This window comes from Sphaerisporangium flaviroseum (assembly GCF_039537005.1).
GTDB classification, from domain to species: Bacteria; Actinomycetota; Actinomycetes; order Streptosporangiales; family Streptosporangiaceae; genus Sphaerisporangium; species Sphaerisporangium flaviroseum.
Map to the genome: position 1 here is coordinate 100,123 of NZ_BAAAZR010000007.1, position 23,619 is coordinate 123,741.

The 23,619-nt window shown below is 71.4% G+C and carries 17 protein-coding genes; 8 read left to right on the plus strand and 9 right to left on the minus strand.

Features of this window, described 5'->3' with window-relative positions:
- Nucleotides 1-297 precede the first annotated feature (297 nt).
- The 3 genes from ABD810_RS15800 (at nucleotide 298) to ABD810_RS15810 (ending at nucleotide 5,068) form a co-directional block, all read left to right on the plus strand.
- A complete protein-coding gene (locus ABD810_RS15800; RefSeq protein WP_344939709.1) occupies nucleotides 298-591 on the plus strand; it encodes a hypothetical protein in 294 nt (97 codons plus the stop codon).
- A 983-nt stretch (nucleotides 592-1,574) separates the two neighbouring features.
- A complete protein-coding gene (locus ABD810_RS15805; protein ID WP_344939711.1) occupies nucleotides 1,575-3,365 on the plus strand; it encodes a GTPase family protein in 1,791 nt (596 codons plus the stop codon).
- Nucleotides 3,362-5,068 (plus strand): GTPase, encoded by a 1,707-nt coding sequence (locus ABD810_RS15810; RefSeq protein ID WP_344939713.1) that lies wholly within the window; start codon nucleotides 3,362-3,364, stop codon nucleotides 5,066-5,068. The genes ABD810_RS15805 and ABD810_RS15810 overlap by 4 nt, the downstream gene beginning before the upstream one ends.
- Before the next feature lie 9 nt (nucleotides 5,069-5,077).
- Here the strand turns inward: ABD810_RS15810 and ABD810_RS15815 are convergent, their stop codons facing one another.
- From ABD810_RS15815 to ABD810_RS15840, 6 genes are all read right to left on the minus strand, one after another.
- Nucleotides 5,078-6,175 (minus strand): SPFH domain-containing protein, encoded by a 1,098-nt coding sequence (locus ABD810_RS15815; protein ID WP_344939715.1) that lies wholly within the window; start codon nucleotides 6,173-6,175, stop codon nucleotides 5,078-5,080.
- A gap of 2 nt (nucleotides 6,176-6,177) precedes the next feature.
- Entirely contained in the window at nucleotides 6,178-6,609 is a 432-nt protein-coding gene (locus ABD810_RS15820) for an NfeD family protein (RefSeq protein ID WP_344939717.1), read from the minus strand.
- A gap of 50 nt (nucleotides 6,610-6,659) precedes the next feature.
- Entirely contained in the window at nucleotides 6,660-7,655 is a 996-nt protein-coding gene (locus ABD810_RS15825) for a L,D-transpeptidase (RefSeq protein WP_344939719.1), read from the minus strand.
- Between the two features lie 114 nt (nucleotides 7,656-7,769).
- Nucleotides 7,770-8,978, minus strand: a complete 1,209-nt coding sequence (gene fahA / locus ABD810_RS15830; protein WP_425566905.1) for a fumarylacetoacetase — start codon at nucleotides 8,976-8,978, stop codon at nucleotides 7,770-7,772.
- An 848-nt stretch (nucleotides 8,979-9,826) separates the two neighbouring features.
- Nucleotides 9,827-11,002, minus strand: a complete 1,176-nt coding sequence (locus tag ABD810_RS15835; protein WP_344939721.1) for a homogentisate 1,2-dioxygenase — start codon at nucleotides 11,000-11,002, stop codon at nucleotides 9,827-9,829.
- A 142-nt stretch (nucleotides 11,003-11,144) separates the two neighbouring features.
- Nucleotides 11,145-11,792 carry a helix-turn-helix domain-containing protein gene (locus ABD810_RS15840; RefSeq protein WP_344939723.1) on the minus strand — a complete coding sequence of 216 codons (648 nt, stop codon included), beginning with the start codon at nucleotides 11,790-11,792 and terminating at the stop codon, nucleotides 11,145-11,147.
- A 177-nt stretch (nucleotides 11,793-11,969) separates the two neighbouring features.
- Here ABD810_RS15840 and ABD810_RS15845 point away from each other — a divergent pair, with 177 nt between their 5' ends.
- The 5 genes from ABD810_RS15845 (at nucleotide 11,970) to ABD810_RS15865 (ending at nucleotide 20,497) form a co-directional block, all read left to right on the plus strand.
- Nucleotides 11,970-13,775 (plus strand): fatty acyl-AMP ligase, encoded by a 1,806-nt coding sequence (locus ABD810_RS15845; RefSeq protein WP_344939725.1) that lies wholly within the window; start codon nucleotides 11,970-11,972, stop codon nucleotides 13,773-13,775.
- Complete coding sequence (locus tag ABD810_RS15850) at nucleotides 13,775-16,462, plus strand: MMPL family transporter (RefSeq protein WP_344939727.1); 2,688 nt, start codon at nucleotides 13,775-13,777, stop codon at nucleotides 16,460-16,462. Before ABD810_RS15845 ends, ABD810_RS15850 begins: the two co-directional genes overlap by 1 nt.
- Nucleotides 16,463-16,464: 2 nt before the next feature.
- Nucleotides 16,465-17,889, plus strand: a complete 1,425-nt coding sequence (locus ABD810_RS15855; protein ID WP_344940042.1) for a DHA2 family efflux MFS transporter permease subunit — start codon at nucleotides 16,465-16,467, stop codon at nucleotides 17,887-17,889.
- Nucleotides 17,886-19,124, plus strand: coding sequence for a glycosyltransferase (locus ABD810_RS15860; RefSeq protein WP_344939730.1), 1,239 nt, complete (start codon nucleotides 17,886-17,888; stop codon nucleotides 19,122-19,124). The genes ABD810_RS15855 and ABD810_RS15860 overlap by 4 nt, the downstream gene beginning before the upstream one ends.
- 92 nt (nucleotides 19,125-19,216) lie before the next feature.
- The gene (locus ABD810_RS15865; protein WP_344939732.1) at nucleotides 19,217-20,497 is read left to right on the plus strand and encodes a hypothetical protein; all 1,281 of its coding nucleotides are present in this window, start codon (nucleotides 19,217-19,219) and stop codon (nucleotides 20,495-20,497) included.
- Here ABD810_RS15865 and ABD810_RS15870 read toward each other — a convergent pair.
- The 3 genes from ABD810_RS15870 to ABD810_RS15880 form a co-directional block, all read right to left on the minus strand.
- Complete coding sequence (locus ABD810_RS15870) at nucleotides 20,487-21,677, minus strand: alpha/beta hydrolase (RefSeq protein WP_344939734.1); 1,191 nt, start codon at nucleotides 21,675-21,677, stop codon at nucleotides 20,487-20,489. The genes ABD810_RS15865 and ABD810_RS15870 overlap by 11 nt on opposite strands.
- 164 nt (nucleotides 21,678-21,841) lie before the next feature.
- Nucleotides 21,842-22,972 (minus strand): CU044_5270 family protein, encoded by a 1,131-nt coding sequence (locus ABD810_RS15875; protein WP_344939736.1) that lies wholly within the window; start codon nucleotides 22,970-22,972, stop codon nucleotides 21,842-21,844.
- Nucleotides 22,965-23,561, minus strand: coding sequence for an RNA polymerase sigma factor (locus tag ABD810_RS15880; RefSeq protein WP_344939738.1), 597 nt, complete (start codon nucleotides 23,559-23,561; stop codon nucleotides 22,965-22,967). Before ABD810_RS15880 ends, ABD810_RS15875 begins: the two co-directional genes overlap by 8 nt.
- Nucleotides 23,562-23,619: the final 58 nt, after the last annotated feature.

The following is a 23,619-nucleotide window of genomic DNA, read 5'->3' on the forward strand; positions in this document are numbered from 1 at the left end:
GCCAGAGTCCCTCGGTTTCCCACTGGAGTCCACTTCGTGACCGCGTTGCCCCGTGCTCTCGGCGTCGTCACCGTAGCCGTCGTTCTGCTGATCTCCGGCTGCGGTGGAGGCTCGAACGCCACGGCCGGTTCCCCGGCTTCGCCCAGCGGGTCCGGTAACCAGCGTGCGGCATTCACCGAGTGCATGCGCGAGCACGGTGTGGACATGCCCACCGGCCGCCCTGACGCGGCACCCACGGCTCGGCCGAACGGTTCCCCGCCAGCCCGGCCGAGCGGAAGACCGGGGGGCTTTGGCACCATGTCGCCGGAGATGCAGAAGGCGTTCGAGGACTGCCGATCGCTGATGCCGCAGGGCGGGTACGGGCAGGGGCATGGCCCTCGCGGTGGGATGGACGACTCCGCGCTCCAGGCGTTCCGCTCGTGCATGAACGACAACGGGGCCGAGCTGCCCGAGAACGGTGGCATGCGCGGCCTGAAGACCGCGGATCCCGTGATCGCCAAGGCCCTGAAGAAGTGCCGTCCGCTCCTTCCCACCCGGACCCCCGGCCCTGGCCGCCCCGGTACGCAGACCCCGGCCCAGCCCACCACCTGAGTCTGGTCTTCTCCTTCCCACCAGGACCCCCGGCCCTGGCCGCCCCGGAACGCAGACCCCAGCCCAGCCCACCACCTGAGTCCGGTCCTCGCCTTCGACTCGGGCAGCGCAGCGCAGGTGATGCACGCCATGGCCGTTCGCGTCCTTGCCCTGGCGTCTACCAGCAGCATTCCGATGTACGGATGAAGTGCTAGGTCACGGAAGGCGCGTAGGGGAAGGTGCGTGACGGCTTCGCGGTGACCGAACTCGGTTCTAGTAGCTCCCGGCCTGGCCGGTTCAGGTTGGTCTTGGCCTGGCCGGTCCAGCCAAGACCTGCTGCTCTAGGGCCGGTTCGGTAGGTAATCGCCTGGCGGTCAGCGGTTGTTTCGGTGTGGGTGGGCGTCAAGTGGGTGCCCTGATCAAATGGGTGCCGGGTGGGCCTTGATCGTTTGGGACTTCCGCGCTGTGGCACTGCATGGTTCCCGGCCTGGCCCGTTTCGATAGGTCACGGCTGGCCGGTCCTGGGCGATTCCCCGGCCTGGCCTATCCGGTAGGTCCTGGCCTGGCCGGTTCTGGTAGGTAATCGCCTGGCCGGTCGGCGGTTGTTTCGGTGTGGGTGGGCGTCAAGTGGGTGCCCTGATCAAATGGGTGCCGGGTGGGCCTTGATCGTTCGGGAGTCCACGCCTAAGCGCTGCAGGTTTCCCAAGCCAGTGGGCTGTGGACCGTCAACGAAAGCCCCGCGCCCGCTCCCGTACGACCCTCCAGCCAACTACGCCGTACTCAGCCCGCCAACTACGCCGCACTCAGCCCGCCGATCAAGCCACCCCAGCCCGCCGACCAAGCCACCTCAGCCCGCCCCCCGGGCCACCCCGAGCCGACCCACCCCGAAGGCCCTCACCGCAAAGCGCACCCTCCGCAAAGCGCACCCTCCGCAAAATCCTCCCTGAGCTGCGGTTTTATCCAGGTGGTGGATACCTTGGCTCTCTCGGGGCATGACGGGTCGTATGGCGGGGAACAATGGCCTGCTCGTGGCCCTCGAGACCCTGCGGCGTCAGCTGGATCACGATTTGTTCCCCCTCGCGATCGGTGACGTCGCTTCGCATCGTCGTGCCCTCACAGAGCTCAGAGGGCAGCTGGACGACTATCTCCTTCCGCGTGTCGCGGCGATGGACGCGCCCTTGCTGGCCGTCGTCGGAGGCTCCACCGGGGCAGGCAAGTCCACTTTGGTCAACTCCCTCGCCAGTGCCGACGTCACCGAGCCCGGAGTGCTGCGCCCCACGACCCTCGCGCCCACGCTGGTGGCCAACCCGGCCGACGAGGCGTGGTTCACCCGGCAGAAGGTGCTGCCCGGCCTCGCCAGGACGACCGGAGGAGGTCGCGGCGAGCCGGGCACGCTGCGGATCGTCACGGCCGCCACCGTTCCCCCCGGGCTCGCCCTGCTGGACGCCCCCGATATCGACTCGGTCGTCACCGCCAACCGCGAGATCGCGGCTCAGCTCCTCGCGGCGGCCGATCTCTGGCTGTTCGTCACCACGGCCGCCCGTTACGCCGACGAGGTCCCGTGGGGATTCCTGCGCAGTGCCCGCGAGCGGAGCACGGCTCTGGCGGTGGTCCTCGACCGGGTGCCGCCGGAGGCGCTCCAACCGGTCCGCGCGCACCTGAACCGCCTGCTGGAGGAGAACGGTCTCGCCGGCACTCCGCTGTTCAGCGTCCCAGAGGTGGTGCTTTCCGAGGAGAACGGCCGCCTGCCCGAAGCGGCCGTACGGGCCGTGCACGACTGGCTGGCCGCGATAGCGGCCGACGCCCACGCGCGGGCCGAAGTGGTCCGCAGGACCCTCTCCGGAGCCCTGGAAAGCATCACGCTCCGGGTCCCGGCGCTCGCCGACGAGGCCGAGCGGCAGCGAGCAGGGCTCGCCGACCTGCGGCTCTCGGTCGAGTCCGCCTACGGTACGGCGATGGCGACCTTCGACGACGGCATCCGCGACGGCTCGCTGCTGCGCGGCGAGGTGCTGGCCCGCTGGCAGGACTTCATCGGCACCGGCGACTTCATGCGCACGCTGGAGTCGCGCATCGGCTGGCTGCGCGAGCGGCTCGTGTCGGCGTTCACCGGCCGCCCCGCTCCCGACGCCCAGCTCAGGGTGGCTTTGGAGACCGGGGTCGAGGCGCTGATCAGGTCCGCGGCGGACGCCGCCGCCGAGCGTGCGCTGGAGGCATGGTCGGGCATGCCGGCCGGGCGTGACGTGATCGAGCGCGCCGGCGCGGTGTCGGCGGGTCGTCTCGGCCGGGCGTCCGCCACGTTGCCCGAACGGGCGGCCGCGGCCGTGCGGGCCTGGCAGGGGTACGTCCTCGAGCTCGTCGCCAAGGAGGGCGCCGAGAGGCGCACGACAGCCCGGCTCGCCTCGTTCAGCGTCAACGGCGCGGGCCTGCTGCTCATGCTCATGGTCTTCGCGTCCACCGGCGGTCTCACCGGGATCGAGGTGGGCATCGCGGGAGGTACGAGCGTTCTGAGCCAGAAGTTGCTGGAGGCGGTGTTCGGCGACCAGGCCGTGCGAACCCTCACCCAGGCCGCACGGGAGGACCTTCAAGACCGTGTGCGCGCGGTGCTCGACGAGGAGGCCGCCCGGTTCACGTCGCTGCTCGAAGGGGTGGGGCCTCCTGAGGACATGTCCGAGAACCTCCGTCAGGCGGCGCGGGCCGTGCAGAAGCACAGGGGCCAGATCGACGTTCCCCCGGCGGACGCTCCGGTGGACGCCGTGGTCGATGCCCCCGTGGACGCCGCGTTGGACACGCCATGAAGGTGCTGCGGCGGACCAGCGCCGTATCCCTGGACGACAGGCTCGCCGCGCTCGCCGAGGCGGCGGAGCTCGCCGAAGGGCGGCTGGACGCCGAGGCGGTCGCGCAGGCCCGCACCGTGGTGTCCCGCGCCGGGACGCGCCGGAGCCTCTCGGTCGACCACACGGTCGTGGCGCTCGCCGGAGCGACGGGCAGCGGGAAGTCGTCGCTGTTCAACGCGCTCTCCGGCACCACGCTGGCCAGAGTCGGGGTGACCCGGCCGACGACGTCGACGGCGCAGGCGGCGATGTGGGAGCCGGAGGGGGCGGGGCCGCTTCTCGACTGGCTGGAGATCCCGCGCCGCCACTCGGTGGACGGCGTCGACGGGATGCTGTCCGGGCTGATCCTGCTTGACCTGCCCGACCACGACTCCATCGAGCTGGCCCACCGTCTGGAGGTGGATCGCCTGGTCGCCGTGGTCGATCTCCTGGTGTGGGTGCTCGACCCGCAGAAGTACGCCGACGCGGCCGTCCACGAGCGGTATCTCCGTCCCCTGAGCAGGCATCGGGACGTCATGGTGGTCGTGCTGAACCAGCTCGACCGCCTCACCCCGGCGGCGGTGGACCGTTGCCTGGGCGACCTGCGCCGGCTGCTGGACGAGGACGGGCTCTCCGGCGTGCCGATCGTCGGCACGTCCGTGCCCAAGAACATCGGCGTCGCCGACCTGCGCTCCACGCTGGCCAAGCGGGTCGCGGACCGGCGTACGTGGGCGGCGCGGCTGGCGGCGGACGTCGGTACGGCAGCCGACGCGCTCGCGGAGGCGTCCCCGAATGGCCTGGAGAAGCGGGCGGGGGACGCGGAGAAGGCGCTGTCGGACGAGCTGGCCCGGCCGCTGACGGCCGCGCTCACCGAGGCGGCGGGCGTGCCCCTGGTGGTGGAGGCGGTCGCCAAGGCTCACAAGCACCGGTCGATAGCGGCCACCGGATGGCCGGTCACCCGCTGGATGCGGCGGTTCAGACCTGACCCGCTGCGCCGCCTGCGCCTCGGCGTCCCGCCCGGCGGGACGCCCGTCATCGCCGGAGCACGCGGTGACGGCGGAGCAGGCGGTGACCGCGGAGCACGCGGTGAGGGTGGAGCGGTCGCCGCGAGCGTGGGACGTACGTCGCTGCCGCCCGCCACGGCCGTCCAGCGATCCCGCATGGAGCTGGCGGTCCGGGATGTCGGATCCGCCGCCTCGGCCGGTCTGCCCGAGCCGTGGGCGGCCGCCGTACGCCAGGCGGCCCGGTCGAAGGCGGACGAGCTGGCCGAGAGACTGGATCGCGCGGTGTCGGTGACCTCGGTGGGAGCCGGCAGGCGGCCACGGTGGTGGCGAGTGGCCGGGCTGCTCCAGTGGATGCTCTTCGTCGCGATGGTGGCCGGCATCGGCTGGCTGTCCGGGCTGTTCGTCCTCGACTACCTGAGGTTCCCTGAGCTGCCGACGCCGACGCTCGGCACCGTCCCCTGGCCGACCGTCCTGTTCGCGGGCGGGGCGTTCGCCGGCCTGCTCATCGCCCTGCTCTGCCGGGTGGTGGCGGCCCTGGGCGCGCGCCGCAGGGCGCGCAAGGCGCGGCGGGCGCTGTGGGCCGGCGTCGACGAGGTCGGCCGCGAGCTGGTGCTCGAACCGGCCCGGGAGGAGCTGGCACGCGTACGACGCTTCGCGGGACTGCTCACCACCGCGCGAGGCTGACGGCGGGGCTCAGGACCGCTTGGGCTGGGGCTCCCTGAGTGCCTCGGCCGGTTGGGCCGTGGAGCCGTCCTCAAGGCCGGACAGGGCACCGGGGGTGGCGCCACCGGGGCCGAGCTGGCGCGGGCCCGTGTCCTCGGCGTCGGCGATCGCGTCCTCGGCGGCCTTCGCCGCCATGGCCGCCTCGTCCTTCGCGGCCGTCTTCGTCTCCGTGACCTCGCGGGTGGCGGCGGACCTGGGCAGGGCCTCGGTGAACGCCTTGGACACCCCCTGCAACGCGGAGGTCACCTCGCTCGGGATGACCCAGAACGTGTTGCCCGGGCCCTGAGCGAGCTGGGGAAGCATCTGGAGGTACTGGTAGGCGAGCAGCTGCGGATCGGGGTCGTTGCGGTGGACCGCCTGGAACACCTCGTCGATCGCCTGCGACTGGCCCTCGGCCTTGAGGATCGCGGAGGTGCGGTCACCCTCGGCGCGAAGGATCGCGCTCTGCTTCTCGCCCTCGGCGGTCAGGATCTGCGACTGCCGGAAGCCCTCGGCGGTGAGGATGGCGGCGCGCTTGTCGCGCTCGGCGCGCATCTGCTTCTCCATCGCCTCCTTGATGCTCTTCGGCGGGTCGATGGCCTTGATCTCGACCCGGTTCACCCGGATGCCCCACTTGCCGGTGGCCTCGTCGAGGACCCCGCGGAGCTGGCTGTTGATGGTGTCGCGGGAGGTCAGGGTCTTCTCCAGATCCATGCCGCCGACGACGTTCCTCAGGGTCGTGACCGTGAGCTGCTCGACGCCCTGGATGAAGTTGGCGATCTCGTACGCCGCCGCTCGCGGGTCAGTGACCTGGAAGTACAGCACGGTGTCGATGTCGACGACGAGGTTGTCCTCGGTGATGACCGGCTGCGGTTTGAAGGACACCACCTGCTCGCGCAGGTCGATGAGCGGTCGCACCCGGTCGACGAAGGGGATCACGAAGTTCAGGCCGGGGCCGAGGGTGCGGGAGTAGCGGCCGAGGCGTTCGACGTTGCCCGCGCGCGCCTGCGGAACGATACGGACCGAGCGAAGAACCGTGAACACGGCGAGCAGGACCACGAATATTCCGGCGATCAAAGCGGCGTCCATGCTTACTCCCGGGGATAGACGAGGGCGGTGGCGCCCTCGATTTCGATCACGTCCACAGTGGCTCCCGCCGGGATCACCAGCGTCTCGTCATAGGCGCGGGCCGACCATTCTTCCCCGCCGATGCGCACCCGCCCGTTCATGCCCGTGACCTCGCGCGTGACGTAAGCCGACTTCCCCACGAGTGCCGAGATCCCGAACCGCTGCACGGGCGGCTGGATGATGTGGCGCCGGGCGATGGGCCGCAGGACGACGAGACCGGATATGGACGTGAGGATGAACACCGCGAGCTGGATGCCGGTCGGCAGCCCGATCGCGGCGACCCCCGTTGTCAGAAGCGCGGCGGCGCCGAGCAGCCCGAGCGCCGCGGTGAGCGTGAAGATCTCCGCCACGCCGAGCACCGCCGCCAGAATCAACCAGAAGATCCACGAGTCCATTGCCTCGGCCCTCCTGCAATGTGAAACGCATTTGAGGCGTCCGTGGTTCCTTAATTTCCACCGTAGCCCCATTTCTTGGGGTGCGGCAGAGTAAGCGAGCCGTGATCGTGGAGGGCGCTTCCCTTTCGCCATGCCCCCCAGGGCAACTGCCAGTATCCCCATCCGTTCCGCCACTCGAGCGGGCGGTCGGTGCCGGTCACGATCACGGGGTCGCCGCGCAAGGAGCTGCGGAAGAACCACGCGGCCTGATCAGGTCGTGCGTTGACGCACCCGTGGCTCACGTTGACCCGGCCCTGGGCCCACAGGTTGTCCTTGGCGTGGATGTACTCCCCGCTGTTGGAGATGCGCACCGCATGGCGGATCATGAGGTCGTAGTAGTCGCGGTCGCCTTCGCGCCTGCCCGGAGAGACCATGCGCACGGGATCGTCCTTGTCCATGGTGAGGTGGACGCCGCTGGTCGTGGTGTACTCCCTGGTGGCGCCGTTGCCCGCGCTGATGGCCATCCGCCGTGCCAGCCTGCCGTCCCGGTAGACCAGCATCTGGTGGGTGAGGGTGTCTACCAGGCTGATCTGGCGCCTGCCCACGAAGAACTCCACGGTGCGGTCGGCCGTGCCGTAGGTGCGGGGCGCCACGCGGACCCCGGCGAGGCGCGCGGTGACGGCGACCTGCTGCCGCGGGGGCCAATCGGTCTTGGTGCGATAGACGACCTCGGTGTCGCTCACCCAGTGCCAGGCGCCCGGTACGGGTTTGCGGGCCCGTACCTCCAGCGAGCGCTCCACGGCGGCCCTGTCACGCACCGGCCCGGTGAAGGTGAGGATGATGGGCATGCCGATGCCGACGGTCTCCCCGGGGCTGGGGACGATGGCCTGGATGCCGAGCCCGCGCGGCGCGCGGCGCGTCTTGATCCGGTGGGGGGCGGCGCCGGCGGAGGGCCCGGGGGAGGCGGTGATGGCGGGCACGGTCCCCGCCCGGGGCCGGGTGGCCACCTGCGAGCCGCCCGTGACGAGCAGGAGAAGGATCACGGGCACGGCCAGAGGGCGACGCATCTTCCTGCCTTCTTGGTTCGATGATCGAAAGCAGCCCTAGATTAGCGCCACGTACCGACATCGACACCGATGGTGACCATCGGCAGGCTGGGCAGGAGCGGCCCCGGAAGGCGGTCAGTCTCGTGAGGGGAGGATCGTGCCCGTCACTTCGCCCAGCGCGATCTCGGTGCCGCCGGGCCCCGGCGCCGTCGCGGTGATCCGCACCGTGTCCCCGTCTTCCAGGAAGCTGCGGGTCTGGCCGTCGGACAGCTTGAGCGGTTCGGCGCCGTTCCAGCTGATCTCGATCAGCGATCCCCGCTGCCCTCGCTCGGCTCCCGAGACCGTGCCGCTGGCGTACAGGTCGCCGGTGCGGATGGACGCGCCGTTGACGGTCATGTGGGCCAGCATCTGGTCGGGCGTCCAGTACATCTCGCCGTACGGGGGGTGGGAGATCGGCTCGCCGTTGAGCTCCACCTGGAGCGTGAGATCGAGCCCCCATGGCTCGCGCCTGGCCAGATAGTCGAGCGGCTCGGGATCCTGTGCTCGCCCCGGGGTCCGGGCATGCTCCAGGGCCTCCAGCGGGGTGATCCACGCGGAGATCGACGTGGCGAACGACTTGCCGAGGAACGGCCCGAGCGGGACGTACTCCCACGCCTGGATGTCGCGCGCGCTCCAGTCGTTGACCAGCGTCACGCCGAAGACGTGGTCGGCGAAGTCGTCGGCGCTGTCGCCGACGCGGGTCGGCGCCCCGACGACGAAGCCGAGCTCGGCCTCGATGTCGAGCTTCATGGACTTCCCGAGGACGGGCAGGCCGCCCGGGGCGCTGGGGGCGCGCTGGCCGCGCGGGCGGGAGACCGGGGTGCCGGAGACCACGATGGTGCCGGACCGGCCGTGGTAACCGACCGGCAGATGGCGCCAGTTGGGTTTGAGCGGGTTCTCGTCGGGCCGGAACATGCGGCCGAGATTCGTCGCGTGCTCCAGCGAGCAGTAGAAGTCGACATAGTCGCCGATCTCGATCGGCATGTGCAGCCGCACCTGGTGCAGGGGGATGAGATGCGGTTCGGTGGCCGCGCGGTTGGCCGACGCCTCCTCCGCCTGGGCCGAGAGCAGGCGCTGGATCCGGCGCCGGGTGTCCTGCCAGGCCGTACGACCTCGTGCCAGGAAGCCGTTGAGGCTTCCGGCGGCGAAGACCTCGTCGTGCAGGACGGGCGCGAGGTCGAGGATGTGGTCGCCGATCCGCACCCCGACGCGAGGGGGCTCGCCCTGCCGGGAGAACACGCCGTACGGCAGGTTCGCCACGGTGTAGGGAGAAAGGTCGGCTCCGGGAGCCCAGCTCGACGTCACGATCTCCTCGTTCACGATCAGTGTCTCCCTGCGAGGGCGTTCCATCAGGCCGAGCGCCCGCAGGTCCTCGATCGGTGTGTGCGTGTTGCACGATCCGTAGGAGACCAGCAGCTCCCTGGCCCGCCGAGCGGTCGCGTACGGCGCCGCCCGCGCCTGTGCCACGAGCTCCCGCTTGTCCATGAGCTCCAGCACGCGCACCGGGTCACGGCCCTCGATGGCGGCGCACACGGCGAGCACGATGTTGAGGAATCCGTGCCGGTAGACGCCGAGGCTGGGGTCGGGGTGGCGCACCGCGTGATGCAGCCCGGCGGTGGCCTTGAACGGGATGTTCTGATCGACGCAGTTGCGGATGAAGATCCCGAGCTCGTGGACGGAGGGGAACAGCTCCGGAGTGGCCCCTCCGCAGCGCACCTTCAGCCCCACGCCCTCCGGCACCTGGTGGAGGTCGGCGGGCATGACCTCGACGAACAGCCGTGCACCGGAGATGTGCGGACGGACACGGCCGACGTGGACGTCCAGCGGGACGTCCGGGGGAAGGGCCACCTCGACCAGCTCCACGTCGACGTCCGCGAGGCCGGTGAGCCGGTCGAGGCCGGGCAGGTCCGACACGTCGAGGATGAGCCCCACCCTGACGGGGCGGGTGAGCATGGCGCGCAGCTCTTCCAGGCGGTTCCCGGGGCAGAGGAAGCGGTGGGTGAGCACCGGGCTTCCGGCCTCCTCGTCGGCGTGGTGCCGGGCGAGGGCCTCCGACATCGGCAGGAGGGCGGGCGGGAACAGCCCCGCGTCGTCGACCAGGTCGTGGAGAAGCACCTTCAGCGTGTCCGGGGCGAGCGGTCTCACGGGGTCGGTCATCGCGCCCACGTCCAGGCGTAGCCGGTGTCCTCGCAGGACAGCGCGGCCTCGCCGAGATCGAGCGGCCGGAAGGTGTCGACCATGACGGCCAGTTCGCTGGTCACCTTCATGCCCTGCCGCACGGCTTCCACGACCGCCTCGACGGCGCCCGGCTGCGGGCCGTGGGTGAAGCCCGCCGGATGCAGCGAGATGGAGCCGACGTCGATGCCGGAACCCTTACGCGCGCTGTAGTCGCCGCCGGCGTAGAACATGAACTCGTCGGAGTCGACGTTGTGGTGGTTGTACGGGATCGGCACGGCGTCCGGATGGAAGTCGAGCGGCCGGGGGCAGAACGAGCAGATGACGAAGCCCGGCCCCTCGAAGGTCTGGTGGACCGGCGGCGGCGCGTGGGTGCGCTTCACGATCGGCTCGAAGTCGTCGATGTTGAAGGCGTAAGGGTAGAGGTAGCCGTCCCAGCCGACCACGTCGAACGGATGGTGGGCGTAGGTCAGCCTGGTGAGGCCGCCTCGCGTCCTGACCAGGACCGGCGTCTCCCCATCGTCGACGATCAACGGCTCACCGGGCGCTCTGAGGTCACGCTCGGAGTAGGGCGCGTGCTCCAGGAACTGGCCGTACTGCGACAGGTAGCGTTTCGGCGGCCGGATGTGCCCGGAGGCCTCGATGGCCAGCGCCTTCACCGTGGTGCCGTCGAGGGGCACCCAGCGGTGGATGGTGCCGGTGGGGACCACGATGTAGTCGCCCTCCCCGGCCTCGATCACCCCGTAGGTGGACTCGAAGCGGACCCTGCCGCTGGCGATGTAGACGCACTCGTCGCCCTTGGAGTCGCGGTACAGCTCGCTGGGCCGGTCGGCGGCGGCGTACGACATGCGGACGTCCGCGTTGCCCGCCAGCGGGCGGCGGCCGGTGACCAGGTCGCCACCTGTGGGCAGGTCCTGGGTGCGGAAGTGGCGCGGGGACAGCGGGAGGTTGGGCGAGAGCGTGGCCCGCCTGTCCTCTGAGACCGCTTCGGCCTTGACGATGGCGGTCGGCAGGTGACGGTGGTAGAGCAGTGAGGAGTCGGAGGAGAACCCCTCCTCCCCCATCAGTTCCTCGGCGTACAGCCCGCCATCGGGGTTGCGGAACTGGACATGCCGCTTGCGTGGCACCTCGCCGACGGTGCGGTAGTACGGCATCGGCCTCTCCTGTGTACGTATATCGGACAACGTTGTCCTCTATACGTACGACGATCCGCCATCACGGCGACGATGTCAATCGGCCCTCTCGACGAGCCGGGAAACACGCGCATCCAGGCATCGGGCCTGGTGGACGGGCGCGTTACTCCAGCGCCCGGCCGAGCTCGATGGCCGCCGTGACGACGCGGGGGCCGATGGTCTCGGAGTCGAGGGCGCTGAACGTCACGATGCCCACGGAGGCCTCCAGCCACGGCAGACCCGCCAGCGGGGCCGCGATGCCGCGCGCGCCCTGCTGGAGCTGGCCCTCGGTGACCTGGTAGTCCGTGCGGCCCTCACGCAGGGCGAGGATCGCCAGCCCCGCGGCTCCCCGCGAGAGCGGGTGACGCGAGCCCTCGCGGTAGGCGACGTGCATGTCCGTCCACGTCGGCTCGACCACGGCGATGGCCAGCCCTTCGTCACCCTCGGCGGCCGTCAAGTGGGCCGTGGCGCCGGTGTCCTCGGCCAGGCGGCGCAGCGCCGGCAGCGCGGCGGCCCGCAGCAGGGGTTGCACGGCCCGGGCCAGCGCGAGGACGCCGAAACCCAGGTGGGCGCGGCCCTCGGCGTCCCGCCGGGCGAACCCCTCGTTCTGCAGCGTGGTGAGCAGCCGGTAAACGATCGGGCGGCTCAGCCCGAGCTCCTGTGCCAGCTCCGTGGGGGTGCGCCCGCGATGGCCGTCGGCGAGCAGCCTGAGCAGCCGCAGTCCCCGCTCCAGGGTCTGGGCCGACTCCGGGCTCCCCTTGTGATCGCGCATCTCCCGATTATGCGAGGTGGCGAGGCGCCGGAGGAAAGGAGGGGGAGCCCAGGAGGCCGGGGCTTGTCACCACAGTGACAACGCACCCCGGGGAATGCGCGCTGTTTGCCAAGAATCCCGCGCCGCGCCTGGCGTAGCTTCTAGGTCCCTGTCACCCGTCGAGGGGACCAGAACGCGATGGGCGAGCCGAGCGGCGAGAACGCCGAGCCGGGATCCACCGCGCACGCACCCGGCGGAGGGAAGCCCCGGTCCTTCGCGCGCGAGCCGGAGGCGGACGCGCGCGAGCCGCTGATCGCGCGGATGGCCCGCTGGGCCGCCGAGATCCCGGACGCTCCCGCGTACACGTTCGTCGCCCATCCGGCCGGATGCGCCCCCGCCGGAGTGGAACACACGCTGACCTGGGCGGAGGTCGACCTCAGGGCGCGTGCTCTGGCCGTACGGCTCCGCGACGCCACGCCTGCGGGAGAGCGCGCCGCCATCCTGGCGCCGAGCGGCCTCGAGTACGTCGTCGCCCTGCTGGGAGCGATGTACGCCCGGGTGATCGCGGTCCCGCTGTTCCCCCCTGACCTGCCCGGGCACGCCGAGCGGCTGATCCGGGCGTATGGGGACGCCGATCCGATGGCCGTCCTCACCACCACCGCATCCCTGCCCGGCGTGGAGGCCTTCCTGTCCGGTACGCAGCGGCCCAAGTCGATCGTCACGGTGGACACCGTGTCGTCCCTGCTCGCGGAGGAGTGGGAGCCCGAGCCGAGCGCCGCGGACGACGTGGCCTACCTGCAGTACACCTCGGGCTCCACCAGGGCCCCGGCCGCAGTGCAGATCACCCACGGAAACCTGACCGCCAACGCCGAGCAGCTCTGGACGGCTTTCCGCGCCCGCCCGCGCACCTCCGTGGCGGCGCTCTGGCTGCCGCTCTTCCACGACATGGGCCTTGTCGCCTCCGTCGCGGCGCCGATACTCGGGGGCAACCGGTCGGTGTTCATGGACCCGGTCGCCTTCGTCATGCACCCGGTCCGGTGGCTGACGATGCTCAGCCGGTACGACGACGTGTTCAGCGGTGCCCCCAACTTCGCGTACGAGTACACCGCGGGCCGTGTCACCGAGGACGACAAGAAGGCGCTGGATCTGTCCGGGGTCAGCGTCCTGCTGAACGGGGCCGAGCCGATCCGTCCATGCACGATGGAGCGGTTCGGCGCGGCCTTCGTCGGGTGTGGCCTGCGGCCGTCCGCCCAGACCCCCGCGTACGGGCTGGCCGAGGCGACCGTGTTCGTCACGGCGATGGACAGGGACGCGCCGCCCAAGGTCGTGGTCTTCGACCGGAAGGCGCTGACCGAGGGCCGCGCCGTACCGGTGGAGGGCGGCGATCACCGGGACCCGGGTGGCGGCAGCGCGCTGGTGGCGGTGGGCCGGCCGACCCGGCAGTGGGTCATCGTGACCGACCCCGAAACGGGGCTGGAGAGACGGCACGGCGAGGTGGGCGAGATCCGGGTCCAGGGCCCCAACGTGGCCCGCGCCTACTGGCGGGACCCGGAGCGAAGCGCCGAGGTGTTCGCCGATGGATGGCTACGCACCGGGGACCTCGGAGTGATCCACGAGGGCGACCTGTACGTGACGGGCCGCATCAAGGATCTGATCATCGTCGACGGGCGCAACCACTACCCGCAGGACATCGAGGTGACGGTCCAGGAGGCCGACGCGGCGATCAGGCGCGACCATGTTGCCGCCTTCGCGATCGGCGGGGAGGACACCGAGCGGCTGGTCGTGGTCGCCGAGCGGTCCCGGCGGGCCGGGGGACGCGACCCGGACGAGGTGGCGGCCGGCGTCAGGGCGGCGGTGACCCGCGGGCACGAGCTCCGCCTGCACGACTTCCTCCTCGTCGAGCCGGGGACCGTGCCTCGCACCTCCAGCGGCAAGGTGGCCCGCCAGGCGTGCAGGCAGGCCTATCTGGACGGCGTGCTCGCCGGTTCGGCCCGGGAACGGTGATGTTCGAGTCGCTCGGGCGTGGCGTCTACCGGGGCCGATGGAGCCTGCTGCTCCTCGGCCTGGCCTTCGCCGTGTTCGCGGGCGTCTGGGGTGCCGAGGTGTTCGGCCGGTTGGCCGACGGCGGCTTCGAGGACCCGAAGGCCGAGTCGACGACCGAGGCCCGCTGGAACGAGGAGTGGTTCGGCGGCACCACGCCCGACGTCGTCGTCCTGTACCGGCACCCGAGCCTCACGGTGACCGACCAGGAGTTCCGCGATTCGGTCCACGGCTCGCTGCGTGCCCTGCCCCGGGCTCCGATCGACACGGTCACGACGCTCTGGTCCAGCGGTGCCGGGCACCTGGCGTCCCGCGACCGGCACGCCACGTACGCCGTCATCAAGCTGACCGGCGGCGACCAGGACAAGCGGCGCGGGTTCGAGCGGATCAGGGCCGGACTGCCCATCGAAGGGTACGAGGTGCGCGTCGGCGGCGCCGTTCCCCTGCTCGATGACCTGAACGAACAGACGGCGCGGGACCTCCAGCGGGCCGAGGCCATCGCCATGCCCGTCCTGCTCGTGCTGCTGGTCATCGTGTTCGGCAGCCTGGTGGCCGCCGGTCTGCCGCTGGTCGTGGGCGCCGTCGCGGTGCTGGGCGCGCTGGCCCTGCTCCGCCTGCTGACCGAGATCACCGACGTGTCGGTCTTCTCGATCAACGTCGTGACCATGCTGGGGCTCGGGCTGGCGATCGACTACTCGCTGTTCGTGCTGACCGCCTTCCGCGAGGAGATCAGGCGGGGCCGCTCCACCGAGGAGGCCGTGGTCCGCACGATGGCGACGGCCGGCCGTACCGTGGCCTTCTCCGGCCTCACCGTGGCGACCGCGTTGTGCGGGTTGCTGCTGTTCCCGCAGATGTTCCTGCGGTCGATCGGGCTCGGGGGCGCGGCCGTGGTGGTCGTCGCCATGCTGGCCGCGCTCATCGTGCTTCCCGCGCTGCTCGGCGTGCTCGGCCGCAGGGTGGACGCCCTTCGGCTGACGCCCTCCTTCGGAGGCGCTACCGGCATGGCCTGGCACCGCATCGCCTCCAGCGTCATGCGCCGCCCGCTCATGTACCTCGTCGGGGTCACGGTGGTGCTGATGGCGCTGGCCGGCCCGTTCCTGCACGTCAGGTTCGGCAACGTGGACGCCCGGGTGCTGCCGGAGGGCTTCGAGAGCCGTCAGGTCGCGCAGACGGTGGAAAGGGACTTCTCCCGCAACGCCATGTCCGCGATCGACGTGATCGTGCTGGTGGGACGCGAGGTCCGTACCGTCACGACGCCGTCGCGGCCAGGCCCGGTGGGGATGGAACAGCACGGGATCATGCCGGTCACCCAGGTCACGGCCCGTGACGTGCGGCCGTACGTCGAGCGGCTGCGCACGTTGAAGGGGGTCACCGGGGTCGACGTGACGGGCGTCGCCCAGGACAAGGGAGCGGTACGGCTCGCCGTCAGATACGGCTCCGACCCGATGTCGGACCAGACCAGGGACCTGGTCGGGCTGATCAGGAGCCTGACCCTCGAATCGGGCTTCCGCCAGGTCGTGGTGGGCGGGCCCACCGCCGCGCAGCTCGACCTGATGGCCAGCCTGCTCGCCACGTTGCCCTGGACCGGCCTGGTCGTGTGCCTGGTCACCGGCATCCTGCTGTTCGCGGCGTTCGGCTCGGTCGTGCTGCCCATCAAGGCGATCCTGATGAACGTTCTGTCGCTGGGCGCGTCGTTCGGCGTCATCGTCTGGGCGTTCCAGGAGGGGCACCTCGCCGGGGTGCTCGGATTCACCTCCACGGGGACCATCGAGGCGACCGTCACCGTGCTGATCCTGGCCGTCGTCTTCGGCCTTTCCATGGATTACGAGCTGTTCCTGCTGAGCAGGGTGCGCGCCGAGTGGCTGCGCACGCACGACAACACCCAGGCGGTCGCGGTCGGGCTGCAGAAGACCGGTGGAGTGATCACCAGCGCGGCGCTGCTGCTGCTCGTCGTCATCGCGGCCTTCTCCACGGCGGGGATCACCATCGTCAAGTTGCTGGGCGTCGGGATGTTCGTGGCCATCGTGGTGGACGCCACCCTGGTCAGGGCGCTGCTGGTGCCGGCGACGATGCGGCTGCTGGGAGGCGCCAACTGGTGGCTTCCCGGTTCGCTGCGCCGCCTGCACGCTCGGGTCGGGCTCCGGGACGAGCCACAGGAGGAACCCGGCGGCGAGCCCCCCGATCGGGACCGGGTCACGGTCGAGCGGGAACGGCCCCGCGAGGCCGCCGCGCGCGTGCCCGGCACCCCCCCACCCCCTCAGCTCACGGCGGCCGCCTCCCCTTCCCTTCCGATCGCCCCGCCTCCTGTCCCGATCGCACCTTCCCCCTCCGCTCCGGCGACCCCGGCCCCCGCGCCGCCGGTCCGTACGGGGCCGGGCGGGGGCCGGGTGATCCGGCCGAACCTCGACGGTCCGGGGTGGCACTGGGCCGAGGAGGGCGAGGACACCGCGCCGCCGGAGCCGCTGCTCACCGTGGAGGAGGCCGTACGGATCGCGCGGCCCGGGGACCAGAGCGACGACGGACCGGGGGAAGGCTCGGGACCCGGCAAGGAACCGCCTCGGGAATGGGTGCCGGTCGGCACCGCACGGACCAAGATCGTGCGGCCCAATCCTGATGGCCCCGGATGGCACTGGGCGGAGGTCGAGCGGTGACCATGACCGTGGCGGCGCCCACGGCGGGCCGAACGGTCCGGGTCAGGCTGACGTACCTGGTCGTGGGGCTAGCCGGGTTCGTGACCACGCTCGACAACACGGTCGTCACGGTCGCCGTCCCGACGATCCGAACGGATCTGGGGGCCTCGCTGGTGTCCCTGGAGTGGGTGGTCACCGGGTACATCCTCACCTTCTCCGGGCTGATGCTCGCCGGAGGGCGGCTCGCCGACGTCTACGGGCGGCGCCTCGTCCTGGTCGCCGGGCTCTCGATCTTCACCCTGGCGTCGCTGCTCGCCGGGCTCGCCGGATCCGTCGAGGCGCTGATCGGGGCCAGGCTGGCGCAGGGGGCGGGCGCGGCGCTGATCCTGCCCGCGTTGCTGGCCATCGTCTCGGTCGGCCGTGACGAGCGCGAACGCTCGACCGGCGTGGCCGTCTGGATGGCGGCCGGGGCGGCGGCCCTGGCCCTCGGCCCGGTGGCCGGGGGGTACATCAGCCAGCACTGGAGCTGGAACTGGATCTTCCTGCTGAACGTGCCGCTGGGCCTCGTGGTCGTCGCGCTGACCGTCGCGGCCGTGCCGGAGTCGCGGGATCCGTCGGCGTCGCGGGTCGACCTGCCGGGGCTGTGCTCCTCGGTGGTCGCGCTGACGGCGGGCACGTTCGCCCTGACGCGAGGGGCGGACCTGGGCTGGACCTCGCCCTGGATCGCGGTGTGCGCGGTGACCTGCGTCGCGGGCGCGGTGACGTTCGTCCTGGTCGAACGGGCGGCCGAGACGGACCGGCGGGCCGAGCCCATGGTCGACCTCGATCTCTTCCGCGCCCGTGCCTTCACGGGAGGTGTGATCGCCCAGGTGCTGTGGGGGCTCGGGGTCAACGGCGTGTTCTTCTTCACCGCGCTCTTCCTGCAGGGCGTGCTCGGCTTCACCCCGACGGAGTCCGGGTTCGCGTTCGTCCCGCTCGCCGTTCTGGTCGTGCTGGTGACGCCACTCGCCCCCTGGCTCTCCTCACGGTTCGGCGCGGGCCGTACGGTGGCGGCGGGGCTGGTGCTGGTCGCCGCCGGCATGGTGGCGGTGGCCTTCCTGCGGCCGGGGGACGGCTGGGCGAGCCTGCTGCCCTCGGTCGCCGCCATCGGCGTGGGGTCGGCGCTGACGATGCCGCTCGGCTCGGCGGTGCTCGGCGCGGTCCCCGATTCACGGGCCGGCGTGGCGGGCGGCGTGTTCAGCGTCGCCCGGGAGATGTCGGGGCTTTTCGGCATCGCCGCGGTGGGGGTGATCGTGAACGGCGCCGCTGGATTCGCCTCCGGGTACACGGCGGGCCTGCTCGCCGCCGCCGCGCTCGTCCTCCTGGGCGCCGGCGTCAGCGCCGCGACGCTGCCCGGCGGGCATCCGGGCCTGAGGGACACCGCCGCAGCGCCGGGCGTGCGGACATGAGGGTGAGCATCCTGGCGTTCGGCTCGCGGGGCGACACCCAGCCGTGCGCGGCGCTCGGCCTGGGACTGCGCGCTCGGGGCCACCAGGTCACGATCGTGGCGCCCGGCCGGTACGCCGGGCTGGTGGACGGCCTGCGGTACGTGCCGATCAGCGTCGACCCGGTGCGGATCATGGAGTCCGAGGAGGGCCGGGCGTGGTCACGAGGCGGCGTGACCGGTTTCCTCACCGGGTTCCGGCGGATCGTCGAGCCCCTGGCCGAACGCCTCGTCTCGGAGGTGGACGCGGCGTGCGCGGGCACGGGCCTGGTCCTCGCGCCCGCTCTCGGCGGGTTCGGCCAGCACATGTCCGAGCGGCACGCCGTGCCGCACGCCCTGCTGCACTTCCAGCCGAGCGAGCCGACCAAGCGGTTCCCGAACCCGCTCGTCCCCCTCGCCACGCTCGGAGCCTTGGGCAACCGGGCGAGCTACGCGCTGGTGGAACGGCTGAGCTGGTTGCTGATCGGCCGGATGGTCAACCGCCTGCGCGGCCGGCTCCTCGGGCTCGGGCCGACACGCTCCTGCTTCACCGCGGCCCGTCGCTCCCGCACCCCGGTGCTGTGCGGAGTGAGCCCGGCCATCGTTGCCCGGCCGGCCGACTGGCCTGCCTACGTGCACCTGACCGGGTCCTGGCACCTCGACCTCCAGGCCCTGGACCAGCCGCCCCCACCGGCGCTCGCGGCGTTCCTCGACGCCGGTTCCCCTCCCGTCTACGTGGGTTTCGGCAGCATGGCGCCAGCCGACCCGGACGCGCTCACCCACACCGTCGTCACCGCCCTGCGCCGCGCGGGCCTGCGCGGGGTGCTGCAGGGCCTGCCCCCGGGGCCGTACGGCGCGGCCGGCGACCTGTGCTTCACCGGCGAGGTGCCGCACGGGTGGCTGTTCCGCCGGATGGCGGCCGTCGTCCACCACGGCGGGGCGGGGACCACGGCGGCCGGGCTGCGGGCGGGCGTGCCGAGCGTGATCTGCCCCTTCTTCTCCGACCAGCCGTTCTGGGGAGCCCGGGTCGCCTCCCTCGGCGCCGGGCCCCCGCCCGTGCCGATCAGGAAGCTGACCGTTCCCGCTCTGGAACGTTCGGTGATCCGGGCCGTACAGGATGATGAATTCCGCGGTCGCTCCCGGGAGCTGGGGAAGGTCATGCGAGGTGAGGACGGTGTCGGCCGGGCCTGTGAGGCGCTCGCCGGTCAAGGAATCCTGTAGAGCCTCTGGTCGAGTAAAGATGTGCCCGATACAGTCGTTTCGATCGTTTACGAACGATCACTATGCATTTGACGCCGCCAAGGAGACGCTTGATGCGAATCAGGAGAGCACTCGCCCTCAGCGCCGCACTCACCGCTCTGGCGGTGGGCCTGCCGGCCGCCTCGGCGTTCTCCGAGGACGGCGCCGACGACTGCAAGAACGTCACCAACGGTGGCTCACAGTCCGACCCTCAGTGCTTCTGGATGGCGCCCACTCCGCAGGACGCCCTCGACATCGTCCGGTTCTGGGCCAAGGACGACGGCGCGAAGCTCAAGGAGGCCTCGGAGTACCCCATCGGCTGGATCGACTGCACGGTGGAGGCCTGCGGCAACGACGGCGAGGGCGACGGGGAGGCCCACGGCGACGGGGATCCCGCGCCCGAGGGCTACGAGGAGGACACCACGCCGCCCACCTGCCCGACCGCGGGTGAGAGCTGCTCGGTGACCCCGGAGGAGATCGCCGCCGCCGCGCAGACCCCCGCAGGGCAGGCGATCGCCGCCGCCGCGGCGGCCAAGATGCGGGTGTGGGTCGACACCGAGCTTCTCGACGACTACAAGGCCGGGACGGCCGCCTTCGCGGCCGCGGTGAAGAAGGTCGGCGCGCTCGCCGCGCAGCCGGGCGTCGTCGGGATCCGGTTCACCTCCCAGCTCGGCTACAACGGCGTGGTGAAGACGCCGGAGGAGATGAGCACGTTCGTCACCGCGGCCGCCACCGCGCTGCACGGGGTGGCCCCCGGCAAGAAGCTCGGCGTGCACACCGTGGTCCCCCAGTTCGGCTGTGGGAACAGCGACCTCTGCGAAGAGGAGATGACCAAGAAGTTCCCGCTGCTCACCCCGGAGAACATCGAGCCGCTGCTCACCTCCGGTTCGGTGGACCAGCTGGCGCTCGACGCCGGGCTGCTCCAGACCGCCTACACCACGTGGAAGATCACTCCGCAGCAGGCGCAGCGCAACCAGTGGAGCAAGGTCAAGGCGCTGGCGTGGGACACGCTCGCGCAGATCGCGGCCGAGGACGCCGGGCTCGCGGGTAAGAACGCCTCCCCGCTCACCGCTGAGCAGGCCGCCACGGCGGCCTCGGAGCGGATCACCACCCCGCTGAAGGACGGCGCCGCCACCGTCAACCTCTGGACCCGCTGGCAGGACGGCAAGGGCGCGACGTACCGCGTCATGGGCTCCCGCCTGGCCTCCACGCCCACCTGGGAGCAGCTCGACAAGCTGGAGCCGCTCCAGCGCCGACTGTCGACGATGTTCAACCCGGCGTCGCCCGAGGTCGGCATCGCCCAGGACGTGAAGAAGCTGTCCGAGGTCTTCAGCCAGATCTACGTCACCGACTGACGAGACCCAGCGAGTTCAGGATCATCGGGAACGACGCCTTGAACTCGCGCCGCCAGTACGGCCAGGTGTGGGTGCCGTTGCCGTACAGGTTGAGGGTGAAGGGGATGCCGTAACGCCTCAGGCTGGCAGCCAGGGCCCTCGCGGTGTACGCCGAGACGGGCTCGCCGAGGTAGGCGGGGTTCCACGGCGCCCCGGGCGGGTCCAGCGGGCCGCTGAAACTGTTGGTCCCGCTGGAGATGTAGAGAGCCGTTCCCCTGAGGTTGCCGGCAAGGAAGTTCGGGTCGTTCGCCGCCCACACGTCACGGTTCCTGAGCGGGTCGCCCCACATGCGAAGGGGATCCCAGTGCTCGGAGGCCTGGGCGTTCATGATGAACGCCGGCATGCCCGGGATCCGGGTGGCCATCACACCGCTGTAGGCGCCGGCGAATTCGAACATGCCGGGGTGGCGGGCCGCGTACTTCATCGCGCCGTAGGCGCCCATCGACAGGCCGGCCACCGCCCGGCGCGTGCCCGCGCGGTAGCCGATCTCCAGAAGCTGCCGCACTTCCGACAGGTGGAAGGTCTCCCATGCGGGCGGGCCGCCGCGTCCTTTGTTGTACCAGTCGGAGTAGTTGCCCGCCCGGCCCGCCTCCGGCATCACGACGATCGCGTCCATGCCTGCGGTGAAGTCCGCGACGTCGGTCATCCGGGTCCAGGAGGTGTAGTTGTCCGCCCCACCATGCAGTAGGTACAGCACGGGCCAGGTCCGCCGGGCGGTCTTCGACCAGCCCTTCGGCACCAGCAGCCGTACGGGGAGCAACGCGTCGACCGCCGGGGAGGAGATGAGGATGTCCAGCGTGCGCGGGCCGAGCCGGCGTTCGGCCACCACCCGCGCCGGTCCCGGCAGCGCGGCGCTCCAGGGTCCCGACGGGCTCTGGCGGAGGTTCTTCGCCGGCCCGGCCGGGGGCGTCGGTACGGCCGAAGGCGCGGGGGCGGGTGGGTTCTCGTCACCGTCGAGGAGTCGCCAGCGGGGATCGCGGTTCACCGTCGCGGATTCGGTGGCCGACATGGTGAGCGTGCCGGACGTCGTCCTGGTGCCCGCGTTCGCCGCGGCGGGAGGCGTGAGGCCGGTGGCCGTCAGCATCGCCAGCGCGAGAAGGCCGCCGGCCGCGCGACGCGGTGGCCGCGGAGCAGATCGCATGCGGTTCCCTCCATCCCCTCTGGCGGGACGCCAGGGATCGGACCATGGCAGGCGACCCTAAGGGTGATCGACATCACCGAGCTACGCGTCCAGGCAACGAAATGTAAGTACCGGCTTGCGTCCAGCGGACAAACCTCCGCGAGCCGCAGGTCACCTCCCTCGCACTAGTCGACGGGCGGGGGCGGGGTCTTCGACGGGTCGGCGGACGGCTTCGTGAGGTCGTCGCCGGTTCCCGTGGGGAGCGGCGTGGCCGGTTGTGACTGGTCGCAACTAGCGTCCTCCGCGACGTTCTCCGCCTGGGGCAGCCGGTCGGTGACCGAGATCCTCAACTGCGCCGTCAGGGCGACGACGCTGCCCACCGGGGCGCCCCCGGCCCTCTCGTCCACCACCGTGCCACGCTCCCCGAGGAACAGATACGAATCCGGGTCGAAGATCAACTGCTCCAGCACGCCGTTCCTCACCTTTCCGAGCGCCACGCCCTCGCGCCCCGCGGAGTCCTGGACCCCCTCGGCCACCTCCACCCCGGGGATGGTCTTGGCCGCCTCGAACATCGCCTGCCGCTGGGCGCGCGGCAGGTAGTTCTCCCACAGCAGGTCGCCGACGGCGGTGAAGGCTCCCACGTCGGACCCGTTGTCACCCCGAGGCTGCTTGCCACCCCGAGGCTGCTTGTAGATGAACTCGCGCATCCCGGCCTGGTCGGAGGGCAGCGTGCTCAGGTGGACGTAGTCGGTGCGCGTGTCGTCGGGCGATCCGGGGCAGTGGCCGTCGACCTCGTTCCAGCCTCCGCCCTGCCAGCTCTCCGCATTCTCCGGCAGCGTCGAACCGGGGAACGGCTTGGGCTTCAGCCCGGCTATCCAGAGCAGGCCCTTCCCGTTACCGTCGACCGGCTTCCAGAACTTGCGCTCGGTCCGGTTCAGGTAGCGGGTCTGCTTCCCCTGGTCCAAGGATTCGGCTCTGGACATCGTCTCCGACTCCACCAGCAGGAACTGGCCCGGCTTCGGGTCGAGGTCGGCGAACTCCCGCGGCGGCGCCGCCACGGAGACCGACTCGGTAGTGGTGGCCCCCGGCACCGCGACAGGAGCGGATCCGGAGGACAGGGCCACCCCGAGTCCGCCCACCAGGGCCAGGGTCAGCCCGAATGCCCCCACGGCCTGCCAACCGGGCCGCGGCCACAGAAGCCGGCGGCGGCCCGCCGCCGCGTTGAGCAGGCGGCGACGGGCCGCTTCGCGCGCGCCCGGAGGGTACGGCGGAGCGGCTGGGCGGCCGGTGGAGAACAACTCGATCTCGTCATCCATGCTGGGGCTCCAAAGCGAAGGGGTCGATGCCGCCGAGCGCCCGGCGAAGTTTCGCGCGGACGCGGTGCAGGCGTGAGCGGACCGTGCCGACGGGGATCCTGAGTGCCTCGGCGACGTCCTCGTAGGTCAGGTCGGTCCACGCCACGAGCAGCAGGAGGTCGCGCTCGCGCGCCGACAGCGTTGACAGCGCCCGCGCGAGCCGCGGCTGAAGCTGCTCGGCGGTGACGCGCTCCACGCTCCTGTCGTCGAACGAACCAGGCCGGTCGGCCGGGACCTTGGCCATGGCCTGGGTACGGCGCCGCTCGGCCCTGCGGTGCTGCGACACCACGTTGGTCGCGATGCCGTACAACCAGGGCCTGGCGTCGGGACGCGAAGGGTCGTAGCGCGTCCGGGCGCGGAACGCGACCAGGAACACCTCCGCCACCGCGTCCTCGGCGACCTCGGCTCCGAGGCGCCGGGCGGTGTACCGGAACATCTCGTCGGCATGCCGGTCGAACACCACCGCGAACAGTTCCGGCTGCTCCCGTGATCGTGTGATCACGATGGAGTCGTCCAGCGTGGCGCCGTCGAGCAGTGCCTGGGCGCTCACCACATGCGGTCCTCTCCTGGGTTTCGATGCGTCATCCCGTACTTGGCGGCACGCGGGC